The sequence below is a fragment of the Corynebacterium frankenforstense DSM 45800 genome (genome assembly GCF_001941485.1).
Taxonomy (GTDB): domain Bacteria; phylum Actinomycetota; class Actinomycetes; order Mycobacteriales; family Mycobacteriaceae; genus Corynebacterium; species Corynebacterium frankenforstense.
Map to the genome: position 1 here is coordinate 1,235,298 of NZ_CP009247.1, position 22,152 is coordinate 1,257,449.

Here is a 22,152-nt window from a genome sequence, read left to right on the forward strand (position 1 = left end):
GCGTCCCCGGGGACAGGGAAAGAAAGGACTCAAGGCACGGTGTCGCTGACGAACGAGGTCAAGGACGAGCTCACCCGCGTCGAGACGCGCGGGACCCGCGCACGGCTGGCTGAGGTCGCCGCCGTGCTGCGCTTCGGCGGCCGCGCCGTGCGCCACGGGGGAGTGGAGGCCATCGAGGTCGAGCTCGACCACGCCGGCGCCGCGCGCCGGCTGGTGGGCTACCTCGACGAGCTCTTCGACACCCACGTCACCCTGCGCACCGTCGAGCCCGAGCGCGCCGGCAAGCCCGGCCGCCACCTCGTGGTCGTCGACCGCGGCATCGCCGAGGTCTACCGGCGCACCGGGCTGATCACCCGCGCCGGCGTGCCCGTGGTGGGCCTGCCCCCGCAGGTCATCTCCGGCACCGTCGCGGACAAGGAGGCCGCCTGGCGCGGCGCCTTCCTCGCCGCCGGCACCCTGACCGAACCGGGCCGCTCCGCCGCGCTCGAGGTCGAGTGCCCGCGCGCCGAGGCCGCCCTGGCGCTGGTCGGCTGCGCCCGCGCCCTGGGCGCGACGGCGAAGAACCGCGAGTCGCGCGGCGCCGAGCGCGTCGTCGTGCGCGACGGCGACTCCGTCGGCGCCCTGCTGTCCCGCATGGGCGCGCACCGCACCCGCCTGCAGTGGGACGACAAGCGCCGGCGTCGGGAACGCACGGCGTCGACAAGCAGGCTGGCCAACTTCGACGACGCGAACCTGCGCCGCTCGGCGCGCGCGGCCGTCACCGCGGCCGCCCGCGTGGAGCGCGCCATGGAGATCCTCGGCGACGACGTCCCCGAGCACCTCGCGGAGGCCGGCAGCCTGCGCGTGCGCCACCGCCAGGCCTCGCTCGAGGAGCTGGGCCGGCTGGCCGACCCGCCGATGACCAAGGACGCCATCGCGGGCCGGGTGCGCCGCCTGCTGTCCACCGCGGACAAGCGGGCCAAGGAACTGGGCATCCCGGACACGCACGCCGCCGTGACCGAGGCGGTCCTCGACGAAGCGGGCAGTGGCGAAGCTCACTAATTCGGGGCCAGGATGTCCCCTTGTGGCCGTTCGGGCTTCCGGGCGGACCCCCGGACGGGGGCAGCCGCGGTGCGTTCACCAGGGCGTTCAGGATATTCCGCCCGGTTGATCCATCGAATTGCGGACCCGGATCTGTTCAGTTACCCCCGGTAGTGCCCGGATATGCCCGTAAATTTCCGCTCGTGTCTGATTTCTTTGCGGTTCGGTAGTGCGGGACGGCCGATCGGGCGGTACACTCTGAATCGTGAGGCAACGACGTGGGCGTCACAGAGGCGCACACGGTCCCTCTCGGACACAACCGCAGATTTGACGAGGAGATCAACTGTGACCATTCGTGTTGGTATCAACGGCTTCGGCCGCATCGGCCGCAACTTCTTCCGTGCCGTCCTGCAGCGCAGCGACGACCTGGAGGTCGTCGCCGTCAACGACCTGACCGACAACAAGACGCTGGCCACGCTGCTCAAGTACGACTCCATCCTGGGCAAGCTTGACCAGGAGGTCTCCTACGACGAGGAGTCCATCACCGTCGGCGAGCACAAGCTGCACGTCACCGCCGAGCGCGACCCGAAGAACCTGGACTGGGCCGCCCACAACGTGGACATCGTCATCGAGTCCACCGGCTTCTTCACCGACGCCAACGCCGCGCACGCGCACATCGACGCCGGCGCCAAGAAGGTCATCATCTCCGCCCCCGCCAAGAACGAGGACGCGACCTTCGTCTACAACGTCAACCACGAGGACTACGACCCGGAGAAGCACACCGTCATCTCCGGCGCCTCCTGCACCACCAACTGCCTCGCCCCGATGGCCAAGGTGCTCGACGAGAAGTTCGGCATCGAAGAGGGCCTGATGACCACCGTGCACGCCTACACCGGTGACCAGCGCCTGCACGACGCCCCGCACCGCGACCTGCGTCGCGCCCGCGCCGCCGCCGTGAACATCGTCCCGACCTCCACCGGCGCCGCCAAGGCCGTCGCCCTGGTCCTCCCGCAGCTCAAGGGCAAGCTGGACGGCTACGCCCTGCGCGTGCCCGTGATCACCGGCTCCTGCACCGACCTGACCTTCACCGCGAAGAACGAGGTCTCCGTCGAGGCCGTCAACGCCGCGATGAAGGAGGCCGCCAGCGAGACCCTCGGCTACACCGACGAGCCGCTCGTCTCCCACGACATCGTGACCGACCCGCACGGCTCGATCTTCGACTCCGGCCTGACCAAGGTCATCGGCAACCAGGTCAAGGTCGTCTCCTGGTACGACAACGAGTGGGGCTACACCTGCCAGCTGCTCCGCCTGACCGAGCACGTCGCCTCCAAGTTCTAACAGGCGCCTGACTCGGCTCGTGCCGACCGATGAGCGGCCTCGCTCGAGGGGGCAGCGGCACCGCCGCGTTCCCCCTTTGAGCCGGGGCCGCTCTTCGCATACCTGAACCCCCAGACACACCCCCAAACTTTCCCCGAGGAGAAACCCAGACATGGCCATCAAGACCATCGACGACCTGCTCGCCGAGGGCGTCGCCGGACGCCACGTGCTCGTCCGTTCCGACTTCAACGTCCCGCTCAACGACGCCGGCGAGATCACCGACCCGGGCCGCATCACCGCGTCCCTGCCGACCCTCAAGGCCCTGCTCGAGGGTGGCGCCAAGGTCATCGCCATGGCCCACCTCGGCCGCCCGAAGGGCGAGGTCAACCCGAAGTTCTCCCTCAAGCCCGTCGCCGAGGCCCTCAGCGAGGCCCTGGGCCAGTACGTCGCCCTGGCCGGCGACGTCGTCGGCGAGGACGCCCACGAGCGCGCCAACGGCCTGAGCGACGGCGAGATCGTCCTGCTCGAGAACGTCCGCTTCGACCCGCGTGAGACCAGCAAGGACGAGGCCGAGCGCGCCGAGTTCGCCGACGAGCTCGTCGCCCTGGCCGCCGACAACGGCGCCTTCGTCTCCGACGGCTTCGGTGTGGTCCACCGCAAGCAGACCTCCGTCTTCGACGTGGCCAAGCGCCTGCCCGCCTACGCCGGCTACCTGGTCAACAAGGAGGTCTCCGTCCTCGACTCCGTGGCCAAGGAGCCCGCCAAGCCCTACGTGGTCGTCCTCGGCGGCTCGAAGGTCTCCGACAAGCTCGGCGTCATCGAGGCCCTGGCCGGCAAGGCCGACAGCCTCGTCATCGGCGGCGGCATGTGCTACACGTTCCTCAAGGCCAAGGGCTACGACGTCCAGGAGTCCCTGCTCCAGGAGGAGATGGTGGAGACCTGCGGCGAGCTGCTCGAGCGCTACGGCGACAAGATCGTCCTGCCGGTCGACCTGGTCGCGGCCGAGAAGTTCGACAAGGACGCCGAGCACAAGATCGTCGAGCTCGACGGCATCCCCGCCGGCTGGATGTCCCTGGACATCGGCCCGAAGTCGGTCGAGCGCTTCGCCGAGGTGCTCGCCTCCTCCAAGACCGTGTTCTGGAACGGCCCGATGGGCGTCTTCGAGTTCGAGGCGTTCTCCAAGGGCACCAAGGGCCTGGCCCAGGCGATCATCGACGCCACCAGGAACAACGACTCCTTCTCGGTCGTCGGCGGCGGCGACTCCGCGGCCTCCGTGCGCGTGCTCGGCCTCGACGAGGACGGCTTCTCGCACATCTCCACCGGCGGCGGCGCCTCCCTCGAGTTCCTCGAGGGCAAGGAGCTGCCGGGCGTCGCGGTCCTGAACCGCTGAGCCTGCCGTTACCCGAAACCAGCCACCCACAGAAAGGCCGAAACGCACATGGCACGCACCCCCCTCATCGCGGGCAACTGGAAGATGAACCTCAACCACCTCGAGGCCATCACCGTCCTGCAGAAGTTCGCCTTCGCCCTGCCGAAGGAGTACTACGAGAAGATCGACGTCGCCTTCACCGTCCCGTTCACCGACCTGCGCTCCGTCCAGACCCTCGTCGAGGGCGACAAGCTGCAGTTCACCTACGGGGCCCAGGACGTCTCCGTGCACGAGTCCGGCGCCTACACCGGTGAGGTCTCCGCCGAGATGCTCGCCAAGCTGGGCTGCGCCTGGGTGGTCGTGGGCCACTCCGAGCGCCGCCAGTACCACGGCGAGACCGACGAGACCGTCGCCGCCAAGGCCGCCGCCGCCCTCGGCGCCGGCATGTCGCCGATCGTCTGCGTCGGCGAGCCGCTCGAGGTCCGCGAGAAGGGCGAGCACGTCGACTACGTCGTCGAGCAGGCCCGCCGGTCGCTGGCCGGCCTCGACGCCGCCCAGCTGGCCCGCACCGTCCTGGCCTACGAGCCCGTCTGGGCCATCGGCACCGGCAAGGTCGCCTCGGCCGACGACGCCCAGGAGGTCTGCGGCGCGCTGCGCAACTTGATCGCCGAGCTCGCCGACGAGAAGACCGCCGAGGAGTTCCGCATCCTCTACGGCGGCTCCGTCAAGGCCGACTCCGTCGCCGAGATCGTCGGCAAGCCCGACGTCGACGGCGGTCTGGTCGGCGGCGCCTCCCTGGACGGCGAGGCCTTCGCCAAGCTGGCCGCCAACGCCGCCCAGACGGTCGCCTAGACGACCGAACCTGGCGTGACCCGAGGCCGCCCCGTGGTGGCGACCCCACCACGGGGCGGTTTTTCACGCCCGAACCCGCCCGCAAGGGCATAGAAACCGCAGCTCAAGAACCTAAAACCTCACTTACTGCACACCCTCCGGTGGCACGGGCCCCGCGCCCGCGACCGCCCGGGGTGGAGAGGAAGAACCGTCATGGTTGACGATCAAACCAACATGCAGGACGACATCCGGTTCCTCGGCCGCGTCCTCGGCGAGGTCATCGCCGAGCAGGAGGGTCAGGAGACCTTCGACCTGGTCGAGAACTCGCGCCGGCGCGCCTTCGAGGTCGCCCGCGGCGAGGCCGACATGTCCGACCTGGCCGCCATGTTCCACGACATCGAGGCCGAGAAGGCCCGCGACGTCATCCGCGCATTCAGCCACTTCGCCCTCATGGCGAACCTGGCCGAGGACCTCTACGACGAGTCGGCCCGGCTGCACCGCCGCCAGGCCGGCGAGCCCGCCCCCGCATCCACCCTCGACGCGACCTGGCGCAAGCTGGCCGAGGCCGGCGTCGACCCGGCGACGATCTCGCGGGAGTTCCCCGCCACGCAGGTCGCCCCGGTGCTCACCGCCCACCCGACCGAGACCCGCCGCCGCACCGTCTTCGACGCCCAGAAGCACATCTCCGAGCTCATGCGCCGCCGGCGCGTGCTGCTGACGGCGGGGGAGAACGCCCTGACCGCCGGCGAGCTCGAGGAGATCGAGCGCGACGTGCGCCGCCGCCTGACCATCCTGTGGCAGACCGCCCTGATCCGCGTCGCCCGTCCCCGCCTCGAAGACGAGGTCGAGGTCGGCCTGCGCTACTACAAGCTCTCGCTGCTGCAGGCCATCCCGAAGCTCAACCACGACGTCGTCAAGCTGCTCTCCGACTCCGCGGGCGCGCCCGTGCCGCAGCACCCGATCGTGCAGCCCGGCTGCTGGATCGGCGCCGACCACGACGGCAACCCGTACGTCACCGGCACCACGCTCGACTACGCGGCCACCCGCGCCGCGGAGACCGTGCTGAAGTACTACGCCGGCCAGCTGCACGACCTCGAGCACGAGCTGAGCCTGTCCGACCGGCTCGGCGAGGTCTCCGAGAAGCTCTACGCGCTGGCCGACGAGGGCCACAACGACGTGCCCTCGCGCGTCGACGAGCCCTACCGCCGCGCCGTCCACGGCGTGCGCGGCCGCATCCTGGCCACCACCGTCGGCCTGATCGGCCCCGACGCCGTCGAGGGCGACTGGTTCAAGGCCCACGAGCCCTACGCCGACGCCGAGGAGTTCCTCGCGGACCTCGACCTCATCGACTCCTGCCTGCGCGCGGAGCACGACGAGATCATCGCCGACGCCCGCCTGGCCGACCTGCGCGCCGCCGTGCGCACCTTCGGCTTCCACCTCTACGCCCTGGACATCCGCCAGAACTCCGAGAGCTACGAGGACGTGCTCACCGAGCTGTTCTCCCTGGCGCACGTGGCCGAGGACTACCGCGGCCTGGACGAGGACGCGAAGATCAAACTGCTGGTCGACGAGCTGCGCACCCCGCGCCCGCTCGTGCCGGCCGGCTACCACGACTTCACCGAGCCCACCGAGCGCGAGCTCGGCATCTTCCGCGCGGCCGCCGAGGCCGTCGACAAGTTCGGCCCCGAGATGGTGCCGCACTGCATCATCTCGATGGCCGCCTCGGTCAGCGACATCCTCGAGCCGATGGTCCTGCTCAAGGAGGTCGGCCTGATCCACGCCAACGGCGAGGACCCGACCGGTTCCGTCGACGTCATCCCGCTGTTCGAGACCATCGACGACCTCGAGGGCGGCGCCGACATCCTGCGCGCCGTCTGGTCCATCCCGCTCTACCGCACCTACCTGCGCAACCGGGGGGACCTCCAGGAGGTCATGCTCGGCTACTCCGACTCCAACAAGGACGGCGGCTACTTCGCCGCGAACTGGGCCCTGTTCAACGGCGAGACCCAGATCGTGCAGGCCTGCCGCGAGGAGGGCCTGCGCCTGCGGTTCTTCCACGGCCGCGGCGGCACCGTCGGCCGTGGCGGCGGACCGTCCTACGACGCGATCCTGGCCCAGCCAGCCGGCGCCGTGCAGGGCGCGGTGCGCGTCACCGAGCAGGGCGAGATCATCTCCGCGAAGTACGGCTCGCCGGAGACGGCGCGCCGCAACCTCGAGGCGCTGGTCTCGGCCACGCTCGAGGCCTCGCTGATGGACGTCAACGACCTCGACGACCCGCAGCGCGCCGCCGAGATCATGACCTGGCTCTCGCACGCCAGCCAGGCGGCCTACACCCGCCTGGCCCACGAGGACCCCGGCTTCATCCAGTACTTCACCGAGTCGACCCCGGTCGCCGAGATCGGCAAGCTGAACATCGGCTCGCGCCCGTCGTCGCGCAAGCAGACCGAGTCGCTGGATGACCTGCGCGCCATCCCGTGGGTGCTGTCCTGGTCGCAGTCGCGCGTCATGCTGCCCGGCTGGTACGGCGTGGGCACCGCGCTGCGCGACTTCATCGAGCAGTCCGAGGACCGCGACGCCGCGGTCGCCGAGCTGCGCGACCTGGCCGAGAACTGGCCGTTCTTCGCCTCGGTGATGTCCAACATGGCCCAGGTCATGGCCAAGGCGGACATGAGCCTGGCGCAGATGTACGCCTCGCTGATCTCCGACCAGGATGTCGCCCGGCGCGTCTTCGACGCCATCCGCGCCGAGTACGAGCTGACCTGCGAGATGTTCGCCAAGGTCACCGGCCGCGACGAGCTGCTCGCCGACAACCCCGAGCTGGCCCGCTCCGTGCGCGACCGCTTCCCGTACCTGCTGCCGCTCAACGTGCTGCAGGTCGAGCTGCTGCGCCGCTACCGCGCCGGCGACGAGGACCCGAAGGTCCCGCTGGGCATCCAGCTGGCCATGAACGGCCTGGCCACCGCCCTGCGCAACTCCGGCTAGTCACGCCGGGAGGCCGCGGCGCGTCGGCAATCGACGCGCCGCGGCACGCGCCGCCCGGCAGGGCGGCGATGGTGTAGACTGTCCCAAGTCATTCAACCCGTCAGACAGAAGGGGACTTCACTTCAATGATCCTCGCGCTCCAGATCGTGCTCGTGCTCAGCGCCGTGCTGATGTCGGTGTTCGTGCTCCTGCACAAGGGCAAGGGCGGCGGCCTGTCCAGCCTCTTCGGCGGCGGCGTGCAGTCCAACCTGTCGGGTTCCACCGTGGTGGAGAAGAACCTCGACCGCTACACGGTGATCATGGCCCTCATCTGGATCCTGTGCATCGTGGCGCTGAACCTGCTGCAGGCCTACGCCTGACGCACACCCACGATTGACGACGACCCCGTCGCGCCCACCCGGGCGCGACGGGGTCGCTGTCTTGCGTGGCGGGGCTCAGCCCAGCTCGCTGGCCCGGGGCTCAGCCCAGCTCGCCGGCCGCGGCGTCGTCGAGGAAGAGCAGCGTCTCCGCGGCGCCGCGGGCGCCGGCGGCGGGCCACTCGGCCGGGCCGGCGCCCGCGGCCACGTGCGCGGCGGCCTCGGCCTTGCCCGCGCCGGCGACGAGCAGCCAGACGCGCTCGGCGCGCGCCACGCCGGTGAGCGTGATCGTGCCGCGGTGCGCCGGCGGCTTCGGTGAGTCGGTCACGGCGAGCACCTCGGGGGCGTCGGCACGCGTGCCCGCGGTGTGCGGGAAGACGGAGTTGACGTGGCCCTCGCCGCCCATGCCCAGCAGGTGCAGGTCGAAGCCCCGCGGGGCGAACTCCTCGAGCACGGTGGCGTAGCGCTCGACGGCGGTCTCCAGGTCCAGGCCGTCACCGCCCGCCCGCCCGCCGCCGAGCCGCCAGCCGTGGATGTTGGCCTCGGGCACGCCGACGGCCTCGAGGAGCGCGGCGCGGGCCTGGCCCTCGTTGGACTCCGGGTCGGTGACCGGCACGTCGCGCTCGTCGCCGAAGAAGACCTCCACACGGCTCCAGTCGACGCGTAGGGCCGGGAAGGTCTCGGCCTGGGCGTCGGCGGCGGCGTCGAACTCGGCGAGCTTGGCCAGCAGGCCGGTGCCCGCGCCGCCGCCGGTGAGCACGACGCGCGCGACACCGTCGCCGTGGCGGCCGCCGCCCGGGGACTGCGCGGCGGCGACGACCTCGATGAAGCGGGTCGCGGCGGCCGTGGTCAGCTCCTCGAGGTCGGCGACACGCACGATCTCGGGGCGGGCGGGGTGGACGGGGGCGTCAGTCATTTCGGTTCTCCTTCTGTTGGGTCTGGCGGGCTCGGGGCCGGTCAGGCCGTAAGACGTGTCAGGCCCAGTTGAGGCGGCGGATGCCGTCGAGGGCGCCGGCGTAGGCGTCGTCGGGGTCGAGGTGGCGCAGCTCCTCGGACAGGCAGTCGGCCTGGGAGCGCTCGTTGAGGGCGACGAGCTGCGTCGCCGCGCCCGGCACCTCCACCTCGACGGTGTCCAGGGAGCGCTGGTCGATGACCAGCTCGCCGTCGGCGCGCGTCATGGTCAGGCGGATGCCGTGGCCGGTGTGGGTCTCGCGGGTGACCGGCACGCGCAGGCGGTCGGCCAGCCAGCCGGCGGCCAGGTCGACGCTGGAGCTGCCGGCCGGGCCGGAGATGTGCGCCTCGGTGATGTCGTGGTGCGGCGGCTGGTCGAGCGTGGAGGCCACGATCGCGCGCCACAGGGTGATGCGCGCCCAGGCCAGGTCGGAGTCGCCGGGGGAGTAGTGCTCGCGCTGCACAGCGAGGGCGTCGTCGTGGCCGCTGCAGCGGCTGTCGACGATGCGGCGCTGGGCGATGCGGCCGACCTTCGTCGCCGCCGGGTCGGCCGGGGCCGCCGAAGGCCACCAGCACACGATCGGGGTGTCCGGCAGCAGCAGCGGGGTGACCACGCTGGCGGGGTGCTCGGCGACCTCGCCGTTCATGCGGATGACCACGAGCTCGCTGGCGCCGGCGTCGCCGCCGACGTGGATCTCGGCGTCGATGCAGGAGTCCTTGCCCTCCGGCAGCGGGCGGCCGTGGGCGGCGTCGAGGAGGACGAGCACGCGGGAGGGGTGCTCCCGGGAGGCGTCCTTGACGGTGCCGATGACGGACTCCAGGTTCTCGTCGGCGCCGGCGAGGACGATGAGGGTGAGCACGCGGCCCGTGGTCTGGGCGGTGGTCTCGTGCACGCGGACCAGGCGCCGGGCGATGTAGCCGGTCGAGGTGTCGGTGAGGATCTCGGTCATGGTGTCTCTTTCACTGCGGACGGGGTCGGTCTCCGGGGCGGGCTTGGCGGGCCGCGCTGGGCGTGCGGGCTGCGCGCCCGTCACGGGCGGCGCCAGGTGCGGCCGTGGCGCGCGAGCATCCGCTCGGCGGAGGCCGGACCCCACGTGCCGGCCGGGTAGGTGTCGGGGCGGCCGTGGGCGGCCCAGTACTCGAGGACGGGGTCGAGGATCTTCCAGGACAGCTCGACCTCGGTGTTGGTCGGGAAGAGGCTGGCCTCGCCGAGCAGCACGTCGAGGATGAGGCGCTCGTAGGCCTCGGGGGAGTCGGAGGTGAAGTTCTCCGAGTAGGAGAAGTCCATGTTGACGTCGCGGACCTCCATCGAGGATCCCGGGACCTTCGAGCCGAAGCGCATGAGCACGCCCTCGTCGGGCTGGACGCGGATGACCACCGCGTTCGGGCCCAGGGCGGCGGTCTGCTCGTCGCGGAAGGGCTGGTGCGGCGGCATCTTGAACACGAGCGCGATCTCGGTGACGCGCCGGCCGAGGCGCTTGCCGGTGCGCAGGTAGAACGGCACGCCGGCCCAGCGGCGCGAGCCGATCTCCACGGTCAGCGCGGCGAAGGTCTCGGTGGTCGACTCCGGGTCGAAGCCCTCCTCCTCGCGCAGGCCGGGCACCTTCTCGGAGCCCTGCCAGCCGGGGCCGTACTGGCCGCGGGCCGTCGTCTCGTCGAAGGGCTCGACCGGGGCGGCGGCGCGCAGCACCTTGATCTTCTCGGCGCGCAGCTGCGCGGGGTCGAAGGCCACCGGCTCCTCCATGGCCACCAGCGCGGCCAGCTGGATCAGGTGGTTCTGGATGACGTCGCGGGCCGCACCGATGCCGTCGTAGTAGCCGGCGCGCCCGCCGAGGCCGATGTCCTCGGCCATGGTGATCTGGACGTGGTCGATGTAGCGGGCGTCCCAGAACGGCTCGAAGAGCTGGTTGGCGAAGCGCAGCGCCAGGATGTTCTGGACCGTCTCCTTGCCCAGGTAGTGGTCGATGCGGAAGACGGACTCCTCGGGGAAGACCGAGTTGATCGTCCGGTTCAGCTCCCTCGCGCTGGCCAGGTCGTGGCCGAAGGGCTTCTCGACGATCACGCGGCGCCACGAGCCGTCGGAGCCGGCGGCCAGGCCGGAGCGGTCCAGCTGGGCGCAGACGTCGGCGAAGCTGCCCGGCGGCACCGAGAGGTAGAACGCCCAGTTGCCGCCGGTGCCGCGGGTGCGGTCCATCTCGGCGAGGGTGTCGGCGAGCCGGTCGAAGGAGGCGTCGTCGTCGAAGGTGCCGGTCACGAAGTGCATGCCGGCCGAGAGGCGCTCCCAGACGTTGTCGTCCCAGGGGGTGCGCGCGCCGTCGAGCACGGCGGCGCGGACGTGGTCCTCGAAGTCCTGCTTGGACCACTCGCGGCGGCCGAAGCCGACGAGGGTGAACCCGGCGGGCAGCAGGCCGCGGTTGGCCAGGTCGTAGACGGCGGGCAGGAGCTTGCGGCGCGAGAGGTCGCCGGTCACGCCGAAGATGACCATCCCGGAGGCACCGGCGATGCGCGGCAGGCGGGTGTCGTGCGGGTTGCGCAGCGGGTTGGTCCAGTCGGCGGGGCTGTGGGGAGCGGTCACGGGGACGGTCACGGCCTTTCATCAGGGCCGCCCGTGGCGCGTCTGGGCGTCCGGCGGGCGGGGTCGAGCGGGCGGTCTAAGGGTAAGGAGGGGGATCAGCGGGGGAGTGCACGGGGTGCCGGGTCCTGACGGCGCTGCCCCGCCCGGGACACCGCGGGGTCTCGGGCGGGGCGGGGCGGGGTCGGGCGCTTGAGGATCAGGCCAGCTGCTGGGCCATCTTCTCGAGCAGCTCGGACCAGGAGGCGACGAACTTCTCGACGCCCTCGCGCTCGAGCACTACGAAGACGTCGTCGACGTCGATGCCCACGGCGCGCAGCTTTTCGAAGACCTCGGCGGCTTCGTCGGCGGTGCCGTTGAGGGTGTCACCGTGGACGTTGTCGCCGGCCAGGGCGGCGTCGATGGTCTTCTCCGGCATGGTGTTGACCGTGTTCGGGCCGGCCAGCTCCACGACGTAGAGGTCGGCCGGGTACTCCGGGTTCTTCACGCCGGTCGAGGCCCACAGCGGGCGCTGGACGTTGGCGCCCTCGGGCAGCTCGGCGGCCTCGAAGAACTTCAGGTACTCCGCGTAGGCGAGGCGGGCGTTGGCCACGCCGGCCTTGCCGCGCAGGGCCAGGGCCTCCTCGGAGCCGATGGCCTCGAGGCGCTTGTCGATCTCGGTGTCCACGCGCGAGACGAAGAAAGACGCGACGGAGTGGATCTTGGAGACGTCGTGGCCGTTCCCGGCGGCGCGCTTGATGCCGTCGGCGAAGGCCTGCATGACGGCGCGGTAGCGCTCGACGGAGAAGATCAGCGTGACGTTGACGCTGATGCCCTCGGCCAGGGCGTCGGTCACGGCGGGCAGGGAGGCCTCGGTCGCCGGGATCTTGATCATCACGTTCGGGCGGTCCACCTTGGCCCACAGCTCCTTGGCCTGGGCCAGGGTGCGGTCGGCGTCGTCGGAGATGCGTGGGTCGACTTCGATGGAGACGCGGCCGTCCTTGCCGCCGGAGCGCTCGTAGATCTCGGCGAAGACGTCGCAGGCGTCGCGGACGTCGTCGATGCTCATCGCGTAGACGGCGGTGTCGACGTCGGCGCCGGCGGCCTTGAGCTCCGCGATCTGGGTGTCGTAGGCGGTGCCCTTCGACATCGAGGCGGCGAAGATCGCCGGGTTGGTGGTCACACCCACGACGGACTTGTCCTTGATCACCTCGGCCAGGTTGCCGGAGGTGATGCGGTCGCGGGAGAGGTCGTCGAGCCAGGTGGAGGTGCCCACCGAGGCAAGATCGTCGATGGCGGTCATGTGGATCTTCCTAACTTCTGGTGTGTCGACCGGGAGAACGTGTCGACGGGTTCAACAGGTGTCGCTGTGCGGGCCCGGGAGGCCCCGGAAGGCCCCGGGCCCGGGACCCGGCGGCACCGGGGAGGCACCGCCGGGGGAGTCGGTCAGGCGTCCAGGGAGGCGCGGGCGGCGTCGTGGACGGCGTCCACGGTGAAGCCGAAGCGCTCGAAGAGCTCGGCGGCCGGGGCGGAGGCGCCGTAGTGCTCCAGGGAGACGGCGCGGCCGCGCTGGCCGAGCCAGCGGTACCACGGCATCGCGATGCCGGCCTCGACGGAGACGCGGGCGGTGACCTCGGGCGGCAGGACCTCGTCGATGTAGGCCTGGTCCTGCTCGGCGAACCAGTCCATGCAGGGCACGGAGACGACGCGGGCGGCGGTGCCCTCGGACTCGAGGCGCTCGGCGGCCTTGACGGCCAGCTGGACCTCGGAGCCGGTGGCCATGAGGATCACGTCCGGGGTCTCCTTGGAGCCCTCGACCAGGACGTAGGCGCCGCGCTCGACGCCCTTCATCGCCTTCTCGCGGGTGCCCTCGAGCACCGGCAGGTTCTGGCGCGACAGCGCCAGGCCCTTCGGGCCGAAGCCGTCGTGGGCCAGGGCGGCGCGCCAGGCGGCGGCCGTCTCGTTGGCGTCGGCCGGGCGCAGCACCGCCAGGTTCGGGATGGCGCGCAGGGCGGCGAGGATCTCGACCGGCTGGTGGGTCGGGCCGTCCTCGCCCAGGCCGATGGAGTCGTGGGTCCACACGTAGTAGGAGTTGACCTTCATCAGGGCGCCGAGGCGCACGGCCGGACGCATGTAGTCCGAGAAGATCAGGAACGTGCCGCCGTAGGGGCGGGTCGGGCCGTGCAGGGCGATGCCGTTGAGGATCGAGCCCATGGCGTGCTCGCGGATGCCGAAGTGCAGGGTGCGGCCGTAGGGCTCGGCGGACCAGGTGTCCGTGGAGATCGACTTCGGGCCGAAGGAGGGCGAGCCCTCGATGGTGGTGTTGTTCGAGCCGGCCAGGTCGGCGGAGCCGCCCCACAGCTCGGGCAGGGTCTTGCCCAGGGCCTGGAGCACGGCGGAGGAGGCCTTGCGGGTGGCGATGCCCTTCTCGTCGGGCTCCCAGGTCGGCAGCTCGGCGTCCCAGCCCTCCGGCAGCTCGCCGGCGGTCAGGCGGTCGAACAGCGCCTTGCGCTCCGGGTTGGCCTCGGCCCAGGCGTCGAACTTCTTCTGCCACTCGGCGTGGCGGGCCGCGCCGCGCTCGCGCAGCTCGCGGGTGTGGGCCAGCACCTCGTCGTCGACGTCGAAGCTCTTCTCCGGGTCGAAGCCGAGCTCCTTCTTGACGGCGGCGACCTCGTCGGCGCCCAGCGCGGCGCCGTGGGAGGCGCCGGTGTTCATCTTGTTCGGGGCCGGGTAGCCGATGACGGTGCGCACGCGGATGAAGGACGGACGGCTCGTGTCCTTCTTGGCCTCCTCGACGGCCTCGAGGATCGCGGTGACGTCCTCGCCACCCTCGACGTCGAGCACCTGCCAGCCGTAGGCGGCGTAGCGGGCCGGCACGTCCTCGTTGAAGGCGATGTCGGTGTCGTCCTCGATCGAGATGTCGTTGTCGTCGTAGAAGACGATGAGGTTGCCCAGCTGCTGGGTGCCGGCCAGCGAGCTGGCCTCGGAGGTGACACCCTCCTGGAGGTCGCCGTCGGAGGCGATGACGTAGATGTAGTGGTCGAAGGGCGACTCGCCCTCCGGGGCCTCCGGGTCGAACAGGCCGCGCTCGCGGCGCGAGGCCATGGCCATGCCCACGGCGGAGGCCAGGCCCTGGCCCAGCGGGCCGGTGGTGATCTCGACGCCGTCGGTGTCGCGGTACTCGGGGTGGCCCGGGGTCTTCGAGCCCCAGGTGCGCAGCTCCTTGAGGTCCTGCAGCTCCAGGCCGAACCCGCCCAGGAAGAGCTGGACGTACTGGGTCAGCGAGGAGTGGCCGCAGGAGAGCACGAACCGGTCGCGGCCGGTCCAGTGCACGTCAGACGGGTCGTGGTCCATGACCCGCTGGTAGAGGGTGTAGGCGAGCGGAGCGAGGCTCATCGCGGTGCCGGGGTGGCCCGACCCGCACTTCTCGACGGCGTCGGCCGCCAGGATGCGGGCGGTGTCGACGGCACGGGTGTCGGTGTCCGTCCAGTCGTCCGGGTACCGACGCTCCGTCAGTGCCTGCAGTTCAGGAGAAAGGCTCACTGTTCAATTCCTCTCGGTGATGCTCGGTGTGCGGGTGCCGGCTGCCGGGGCGCCGCGACCGCCCCGGCGGCACCGCGCCGTGCTGCCCGGGAAGTTCCGGGTTCGCAAGCAATCGTACCCGTGCGACGGCACCTGGTGGCGTGGCCGCGCGGACGGGCACGATAGAGTGTTGTCCCGTACGCGACGCCGCCCCCGTGCCGTGCCCCGCCCGAACGGGGGCGGTGGCCGGGCGGCGGGAACTTCCGCGCGGTCGGTTTCGACCACTGCCACGTGCCCCCGCCCCTGTCTGCGGGGAGCCCACCGCGAGGACTGTGAGCTGGAGGACTTCTACTTGGACACGATCAAGGCCTACTTCGCGCTGACGAAGCCGAGGGTGATCGAGCTGCTGCTCGTGGCCGCGATCCCGGCGATGCTGCAGGCCGAGCGCGGGGAGAACAACATCGTGCTCATCCTGCTGACCGTCGTCGGCGGGTGGATGGGCGCCGCCGCGGCCAACACCTTCAACATGGTCGCGGACTCGGACATCGACCGGAAGATGGGCCGCACGCGCGCCCGCCCGCTGGTGCGCAACACCGTCAGCGACCGCAACGCCGCCATCTTCGCCTGGGCGCTGATGATCATCAGCTTCTTCTGGCTGTGGCTGCTCTGCGGCTCGCTGCTGGCGGGTGTGTTCATCCTGCTGACGGTGTTCTTCTACATCTTCGTCTACACGAAGTTCCTCAAGCGGCGCACCCACATGAACATCGTCTGGGGCGGCGCGGCCGGCTGCATGCCGGTCGTCGTCGGCTGGGCGGTCATCGTCGCCAACGCCGCCGACCCGTCGCCGGCGAAGTGGTGGCAGGCCATCGTCATGTGGCTGATCATCTTCTTCTGGACGCCGCCGCACACCTGGTCGCTGGCCATGAAGTACCGCGAGGACTACAAGCGCGCCCAGGTGCCCATGCTCCCGGTCGTGCGCGAGCCCGTCGAGGTCACCCGCCAGATCCTCTGGTACTCCTGGGCGACCGTGATCGTCTCGCTGCTGCTGGTGCCGGCCGCCTCGTGGATCTACGCCGTGGTCGCCGTCGCCTCCGGCGCGACCTTCCTGATCATGGCCACCAACCTGCACAACGGCGTGCGCCGCGGCGCGAAGGTGCACCCGCTCAAGCTCTTCATCCTGTCGAACAACTACCTGGCGGTGCTCTTCGTCGGCCTGTCCGTCGACGCCGTCATCGGCTGGGAGACCCTCGGCGTGCTCGCCGGTTGGTCGCCCGCCTGGTTCTAGGTTCCAGGCCCCGCACGCGAAGGCCCCCGCACCCGGACGATGTCCCGGATGCGGGGGCCTTGAAGCGTCGACCGCGTCAATTGCCGACGTCCCGTCGGTCGCCGTCGCGGCGACCCGCACGGCCGCTGTCACGGCCGCCCCTGCGGCCACGGACGGCCGGGGGCGCGCGGTGCGCGCCCGCGGTGGTCACTCGCTCTCGGTGACCTCGAGCACGAGCGAGCCCGTGGTCCGCCGCTCCTGCAGGTCCCGGTGGGCCCGCGCGGCGTCGGCGAGCGGGTACACCCCGCCCACGCGCACGTTCAGGGTGCCGTCGACGATCGCCTGCGTGATCGCCTGGGCGCGCATGCGGAACTCGTCGGCGTCGGCGGTGTAGGCGCCGAGCGAGGGGCGGGTCAGGAAGATGGAGCCGTGGGTGTTGAGCAGCTGCGGGTCGAAGGGCTCGACGGGCCCGGAGGCCGCGCCGAAGAGGCAGACGGTCCCGCGCGGGCGCACGGCCTCGAGCGACTCGCCGAAGGTGTCGCGGCCCACGCCGTCGTAGACGACGTCCACGCCGCGCCCGCCGTTGCGCCGGCGCACGGTCTCGGCGAGGTTCTCGGAGTAGGTGAACACCTCGGTGGCCCCGGCCTCGTAGGCCAGCTCCTCCTTCTCCTTCGTGGAGACCACGGAGAAGACGCGCACGCCGCGGTGGGCGGCCAGCTGGGTGGCCAGCAGCCCCACGCCGCCGGCGCCGGCGGTGATCAGGCAGGAGTCGCCGGCGGCCAGCGGGTAGACGCCGTTGACCAGGTAGTGGGCGGTCATGCCCTGCAGCAGCATGGTCGCGGCCACGTGCTGCGGGATGTCCTGCGGCACGGCGACCAGCCGGTCGGCGTCGACGACGACCTTCTCCGCGTAGGAGCCGGGCGCCGAGCACCAGGCGACGACGGTGCCCGGGGCGATCTGGCCGGCCGGGTCCTCGACGACCCGCCCGGTGCCCTCGGAACCGGGCACGAAGGGCGGGGCGGAGTGGTAGAGCCCCTCGCGGTAGTAGGTGTCGATGTAGTTGATCCCGGCGACGTCGACGGCGACGAGGACCTGTCCCGGCCCGGGGACGGGGTCGGGGACGTCGGTGTACTCCATCACCTCGGGACCGCCGTGGCGGGTGACCTGGATTGCCTTCATGGTCCCCACGGTAGCGCGATCACAGACCCGGGCGACGAAAGACGCCGGGGGCGGGTGCCCTCGGCGTCGGTCGTCGTCCGCGGTCGTCGTCCGCGGCGATGCGGAGAGATGACCCGGCGTCAGCGCCCCAGGTCCTCGGCGGGCACGCGGGCGGAGTCGCGGAAGCGGACGACGCCGTGCGCCCAGAGGAAGGCGGTGAAGGCCGTGACCACGGAGCTCATGCCGATGTGGATCGGCACGGTCCAGCGGGGCACGCCCATGCGGTACTGGGCGATGCCGATCGCGGCCTGCACGACGATGCAGCCGACGAGCACCCAGCCGGTGCGGATCGCCGGGCGGTCGGCGCGCGAGCGGTAGAGCAGCCAGACGGTGATCAGGGTGAACGCGAGGTAGGCGTACATGGTCCAGGCGTGGATGTGGGCCATCAGGTCGATGTCGACGTCGAGGCGCCCGTCCATGCCGGCGTCGGCGTCACCGGAGTGCACGCCCGCGCCGGTGACCATGGTGCCGGTGGTCAGCACGACGGCCAGGGCGCAGGCGGCGATGAGCGCGCAGACCCGCGCGGCGGGGGAGAAGGTGCGCTGGCGCACGCCGTCGTCCGGCTCGGCGAGGCGGGTGTAGAGCACGGCGGCGACCCACACGAGGATCATCGAGGGCAGGAAGTGCAGGGCGACGGCCCACCACTTCAGGTCCAGCCACACGGAGATGCCGCCGATGACGGCCTGCACGAAGATGCCGGCCAGCGAGATGATCGCCAGGGTGACCAGGCCGTTGCGGCGGCGGGCGCGGATGACGGCGACGAGCACCGCGACGGCCACGGCCAGGAGCACGAAGGTCAGCAGCCGGTTGCCGAACTCGATGGCCTGGTGGACGGCCGGGGCGGCGCCGGCGACGGGCACCAGCGAGCCCTCGTGGCAGTTCGGCCAGGTCTCACAGCCGAGGCCGGAGCCGGTCACGCGCACGGTCGCGCCGGTGACGGTGATGCCGCCCTGGGCGATCAGCAGGATCATGGCCAGGACGCGCTGGGTGCGCAGGCTCGGCCCACGGCGGGTCTTGGTCGGGGTTTGGGTCGCGGTAGTCACAGGCCCCGAGCATACCTGGGCCGCCCGCGCCCGCCGAATCCGTGAACGCGCAGGCAGACCCTATAAAAAGGGGAGTGATTTATCCCGCAAACCGGAACCAGCGGGTGGAGGCGGCCGACGCGGCGGCCGTCCAGGCGAGCAGGACCAGCCACTGGATCCAGGGGACCCCGCCCGAGAACGCCACGGTCAGCCCGCTGGCCATGGCCACCGAGGGCACCACGTCCCACCAGGACGCGGCGTCGAGACCCTGGACGTAGAGCACGAAGCCGGTCACACCGATCAGCGCGACCCAGATGAGGTTGGCCAGTCCGAGGACGAGCTCGGAGCTGAGCGTGCCGCCCATCAGCAGTCCCATGGCGGTGAAGGCCGCCGCGCCGATGACGATGGTGACCAGGCCGAGCAGTGCGCCGGTGACGTCGGTGCGCCAGCCGAGCGCGAGCGCGATGGCGCCGAGCAGGAGCGTCTGGACGAGGGCGGTGGCCGCCACGGCGACGGCCTTGCCGGCGATGATGGTCCACGCGGGCACCCCGGAGGCGCCCGTGCGCTTCAGCGCCCCGTAGCGGCGGTCGAAGGCCAGCGAGATGGCCTGCCCGGTGAAGCCCGAGGAGGTCGCCGCGACGGCCAGCGCGACGGGGAAGAACCGGTCGAGCGGGTCTCCGTCGCCGGCCATGGGCCACTCCAGCGGCAGGAAGGCCAGGCCCAGCAGCATCGCCACGGGGATGACGAGGCTGAGCAGCTGCTGCTCGCCGTGGCGCAGGAAGAGCAGGGACTCGATGCGGCCCTGGGCCAGCACCATCTTGACGACGCCCGCGCGCCCGGGCGCGGGCGTGAACGTCCCGGCGGGCAGGTGGGCGACGTCGGTCGCACGGTTGTCGGTGGTGGTCATCGCCGCAGGCTCCTTCCGGTGAGGTCGAGGAAGACGTCCTCCAGGCTGCGGTGGGCGACCTCGAGCCCACGCACCAGCACGCCCTGTTCGGCCACGGCCGTGACCAGCCGGGCGACCTGGGTCGGCCCGGCCGGGTCGAGGGTGACCCGCCAGTCCCGCGGGCGCACCCGGCTGACGGCCGCCTCGGGTACGCCGGCGGCGACGGCGAGCAGGTGCGCGTCGAGGTCGCCGTCGACGCTCAGGGCGACGTCCTGGCGGGTGCCGTCCTGCCCCGCGGTGAGCTCGGCGGGTGTGCCGGCGGCCACCCGCCGGCCGTGGTCGATGACGACGACCTGGTCGGCCAGGCTCTCGGCCTCGTCCATCAGGTGGGTGGTCAGCAGCACGGTCACACCGTCGCGGCGCAGCGCGCGCACGAGGTCCCAGACGGCCAGGCGGGACTGGGCGTCCAGGCCGGCGGTCGGCTCGTCGAGGAAGACCAGCTCGGGCCGGCCGATGACGGCCAGCGCCAGCGAGAGGCGCTGCTGCTGGCCGCCGGAGAGGCGGCGGTAGGTCGTCTTGGCCACCCGCTCGAGGCCCAGCAGGCCGAGCAGCCAGTCGGGGTCCAGGGGATCGCGGTTGTAGGAGGCGGTCAGCCGCAGCAGCTCGCGCACCCGGATGCCCGAGTAGGCGCCCCCGCCCTGGAGCATGATGCCGATGCGCCCGCGGACCCGCTCCGGCTCGCGGGCGGGGTCGAGGCCGAGCACGCGCACCGAGCCCGCGTCCGGGGCGTGGAAGCCCTCGCAGATCTCGATGGTCGTCGTCTTGCCCGCGCCGTTGGGGCCGAGCAGCGCGGTGATCTCCCCGCGCCCGGCGGTCATGGAGAAGCCGTCGACGGCGGTGTTCGCGCCGTAGCGCTTGACCACCCCGTCGAGTACGAGCCCGGGGTCACTCGAAGGATTGAGACTCACGACGGCCTAGTCTAGGCCAACGAAGCGCGCCTTCCTCAACGCCCACCAGCCCAGCGCGACGACCACGAGCGTGGTCACCACCGTGGCCACGTAGATGGTCAGTACCGTGCCCGGCGGCAGCGCCAGCCCGCGCGGCAGGACGAAGAAGCTGAAGGCCGCGGAGTAGAGCACGACCGCCCAGCGGAAGAAGCGGCGGTTGGCCCAGGCGGCCAGGGGGACCACGGCCCACAGCACGTACCAGGGGTGCACGACGGGGAAGAAGATGACGAGCACGAAGAAGGACACCCCGAGCCCGCCGACCGGGTGGATCGTGCCGCGGTAGGTCGCCAGCAGCATGCGCAGCGAGAAGCCGACGGAGACGAGCACACCGACGGCGCGGGTCACCGAGAGCATCGCGTCGGTGTGGTCGCCGAGGTCGAGCAGCATGCCGACGAAGCCGGCGATCACGCCGACGTCGGTGGTGACCGACATCCAGCTGCGGATGGTCGCCGCGCCGCCCTGGCCCGTCACCCAGCCCAGGCCGATGCCCGTGATCACGGAGACCACCGCGGCGGTGGCCACGAGGATGACCACCTGGAGCGCCGCGGCCATCGCCACGGCGAGCACCGCCGGGCGCACGCCCGGACGCGCCCGGGCGCCGGGCGCGGCGTCGTCAATCTCCCCGGAACCTGACTCGTCGGTGCTGGGGCGCCCGGCCAGGGCGCGCGCCAGGGCCATGCCGGTGAAGCCGAGGCCGAAGAAGCCGACGACCTTGACCATGCCGCCGCACGAGATCAGCGCGCCGGAGAGCGCGAAGAGGCCCAGGCCCCGCCAGTGCTCGGCGGTGCCGGCCCGGGAGGCGACGCGGTCGACGCCGCGCAGGCCGATCTCCATGCCGACGAGGACGAAGCCGAGCATGACCGACTCGTTGTGGATGCCGCCGACCAGGTGCAGCAGGGTGAGCGGGTTGAGCAGGCCCAGCCACAGCGCGGTCGACGCGGAGATGCCGCAGCGCCGCGCCAGGCGTGTGACGGCCCAGGCGGCCGCGGCCAACGCGAGCACGCCGAGGAGCCGGTGGGCCAGCACGCCGAGGATCACCGAGTCGCCGGTCACGCGGCTGACGGCCGCGGCCAGGCCCAGGGCCACCGGACCGTAGGGGGAGGGGGAGTGCGCCCAGATGAAGGGCACGGAGCGGGCCAGATGGTGCTCGGTGCCCAGCAGGTCCACCGGACCGGCCGAGTAGGGGTCGAGGCCCATCCTCACGATCGCACCGTTGGCCAGGTAGGAGTAGATGTCCTGGGTGAACAGCGGGGCGGTGAGGATCAGCGGGGCCACCCAGGCCGCCGCGGTGCGCCAGAGCATGCCCGGGCTCACGCGCCCGTGGGCCGGGCGGCCGAAGACGCCGCCGAGGTCCGCGCCGACGTAGCGGCTCATGCACACCCAGGCCAGGACCAGCAGCGCCACGCCCAGCAGGACGATGACGGAGGAGGCCTGGAGCAGCTGGGCGAGCAGCGTGCCGCCGGGGAAGGCGCGGTAGGGGTTGTCGACGACCGGCAGGGCGCCTGCGCCGAGCGCGCCGAAGCCCATGAGCAGCGCACCCACGGTGCCGACCCAGCGCACGACGGCGAAGGAGAGCATCTCCTTCGGGCGCAGGCCGCCGAAGGTGTGCTCCGAGGCGAGGTCGGAGCCGGCCACCGCGGTGACGAGCGCGGAGGAGTGCAGGCGCGCCGAGCGGCTGCCCGCGGATCCGATCCGGGGCAGGTCATTCACGAGTGCCCGCCAGAGCACCCATCGCTCGCCTCGCACGGGGCCGATCGTAGTCGGAAGCGACACGCGGTCCGGTAAGGAGACCCGATGTTGGCGCGGTCACGCGAAATACGTAACATCGGTGTTGTCTAAAGGCGAACGCCGTAGGG

General features: G+C 71.6%; 17 protein-coding genes. 7 read left to right on the forward strand and 10 right to left on the reverse strand.

Features of this window, described 5'->3' with window-relative positions:
- Positions 1–39 precede the first annotated feature (39 nt).
- From whiA to secG, 6 genes are all read left to right on the forward strand, one after another.
- On the forward strand, positions 40–1,041 hold the full coding sequence (whiA, locus tag CFRA_RS05360) for a DNA-binding protein WhiA (RefSeq protein WP_075663768.1): 1,002 nt from the start codon (positions 40–42) through the stop codon (positions 1,039–1,041).
- Positions 1,042–1,365: 324 nt separating this feature from the next.
- Positions 1,366–2,358, forward strand: a complete 993-nt coding sequence (gap, locus tag CFRA_RS05365) for a type I glyceraldehyde-3-phosphate dehydrogenase (RefSeq protein WP_075663769.1) — start codon at positions 1,366–1,368, stop codon at positions 2,356–2,358.
- 151 nt (positions 2,359–2,509) lie between these two features.
- The gene (locus tag CFRA_RS05370) at positions 2,510–3,727 is read left to right on the forward strand and encodes a phosphoglycerate kinase (protein WP_075663770.1); all 1,218 of its coding nucleotides are present in this window, start codon (positions 2,510–2,512) and stop codon (positions 3,725–3,727) included.
- Positions 3,728–3,775: 48 nt separating this feature from the next.
- Positions 3,776–4,558: a triose-phosphate isomerase gene (tpiA, locus tag CFRA_RS05375; protein WP_075663771.1), complete on the forward strand. Its 783-nt coding sequence runs from the start codon at positions 3,776–3,778 to the stop codon at positions 4,556–4,558.
- Positions 4,559–4,750: 192 nt separating this feature from the next.
- Positions 4,751–7,519 carry a phosphoenolpyruvate carboxylase gene (ppc, locus tag CFRA_RS05380; RefSeq protein ID WP_075663772.1) on the forward strand — a complete coding sequence of 923 codons (2,769 nt, stop codon included), beginning with the start codon at positions 4,751–4,753 and terminating at the stop codon, positions 7,517–7,519.
- Between the two features lie 125 nt (positions 7,520–7,644).
- Entirely contained in the window at positions 7,645–7,878 is a 234-nt protein-coding gene (gene secG, locus CFRA_RS05385; RefSeq protein WP_075663773.1) for a preprotein translocase subunit SecG, read from the forward strand.
- A gap of 100 nt (positions 7,879–7,978) precedes the next feature.
- Here the strand turns inward: secG and pgl are convergent, their stop codons facing one another.
- The 5 genes from pgl to tkt all read right to left on the reverse strand — a co-directional run bounded on the left by pgl (position 7,979) and on the right by tkt (position 14,920).
- Entirely contained in the window at positions 7,979–8,791 is an 813-nt protein-coding gene (pgl, locus tag CFRA_RS05390) for a 6-phosphogluconolactonase (RefSeq protein WP_075663774.1), read from the reverse strand.
- A gap of 58 nt (positions 8,792–8,849) precedes the next feature.
- Positions 8,850–9,776, reverse strand: coding sequence for a glucose-6-phosphate dehydrogenase assembly protein OpcA (locus tag CFRA_RS05395; RefSeq protein WP_075663775.1), 927 nt, complete (start codon positions 9,774–9,776; stop codon positions 8,850–8,852).
- Between the two features lie 80 nt (positions 9,777–9,856).
- A complete protein-coding gene (gene zwf / locus CFRA_RS05400; RefSeq protein ID WP_075664899.1) occupies positions 9,857–11,401 on the reverse strand; it encodes a glucose-6-phosphate dehydrogenase in 1,545 nt (514 codons plus the stop codon).
- Positions 11,402–11,597: 196 nt separating this feature from the next.
- A complete protein-coding gene (tal, locus tag CFRA_RS05405; protein WP_075663776.1) occupies positions 11,598–12,680 on the reverse strand; it encodes a transaldolase in 1,083 nt (360 codons plus the stop codon).
- Positions 12,681–12,823: 143 nt separating this feature from the next.
- Entirely contained in the window at positions 12,824–14,920 is a 2,097-nt protein-coding gene (gene tkt, locus CFRA_RS05410) for a transketolase (protein ID WP_075663777.1), read from the reverse strand.
- Between the two features lie 331 nt (positions 14,921–15,251).
- Between tkt and CFRA_RS05415 the strand changes: the two genes are divergently transcribed.
- Positions 15,252–16,184 carry a heme o synthase gene (locus tag CFRA_RS05415; protein ID WP_075663778.1) on the forward strand — a complete coding sequence of 311 codons (933 nt, stop codon included), beginning with the start codon at positions 15,252–15,254 and terminating at the stop codon, positions 16,182–16,184.
- 186 nt (positions 16,185–16,370) lie between these two features.
- On the opposite strand, the gene CFRA_RS05420 is transcribed toward CFRA_RS05415, so the two are convergent.
- The 5 genes from CFRA_RS05420 to mptB form a co-directional block, all read right to left on the reverse strand.
- The gene (locus tag CFRA_RS05420) at positions 16,371–17,342 is read right to left on the reverse strand and encodes a quinone oxidoreductase family protein (protein ID WP_075663779.1); all 972 of its coding nucleotides are present in this window, start codon (positions 17,340–17,342) and stop codon (positions 16,371–16,373) included.
- A 119-nt stretch (positions 17,343–17,461) separates the two neighbouring features.
- Complete coding sequence (locus CFRA_RS05425) at positions 17,462–18,352, reverse strand: COX15/CtaA family protein (protein WP_083667038.1); 891 nt, start codon at positions 18,350–18,352, stop codon at positions 17,462–17,464.
- 151 nt (positions 18,353–18,503) lie between these two features.
- Positions 18,504–19,310, reverse strand: coding sequence for an ABC-2 transporter permease (locus tag CFRA_RS05430; RefSeq protein WP_075663781.1), 807 nt, complete (start codon positions 19,308–19,310; stop codon positions 18,504–18,506).
- Positions 19,307–20,257 carry an ABC transporter ATP-binding protein gene (locus CFRA_RS05435; RefSeq protein ID WP_075663782.1) on the reverse strand — a complete coding sequence of 317 codons (951 nt, stop codon included), beginning with the start codon at positions 20,255–20,257 and terminating at the stop codon, positions 19,307–19,309. The genes CFRA_RS05430 and CFRA_RS05435 overlap by 4 nt, the downstream gene beginning before the upstream one ends.
- A 6-nt stretch (positions 20,258–20,263) precedes the next feature.
- Complete coding sequence (mptB, locus tag CFRA_RS05440) at positions 20,264–22,042, reverse strand: polyprenol phosphomannose-dependent alpha 1,6 mannosyltransferase MptB (RefSeq protein ID WP_083666861.1); 1,779 nt, start codon at positions 22,040–22,042, stop codon at positions 20,264–20,266.
- Between the last annotated feature and the right edge of the window lie 110 nt (positions 22,043–22,152).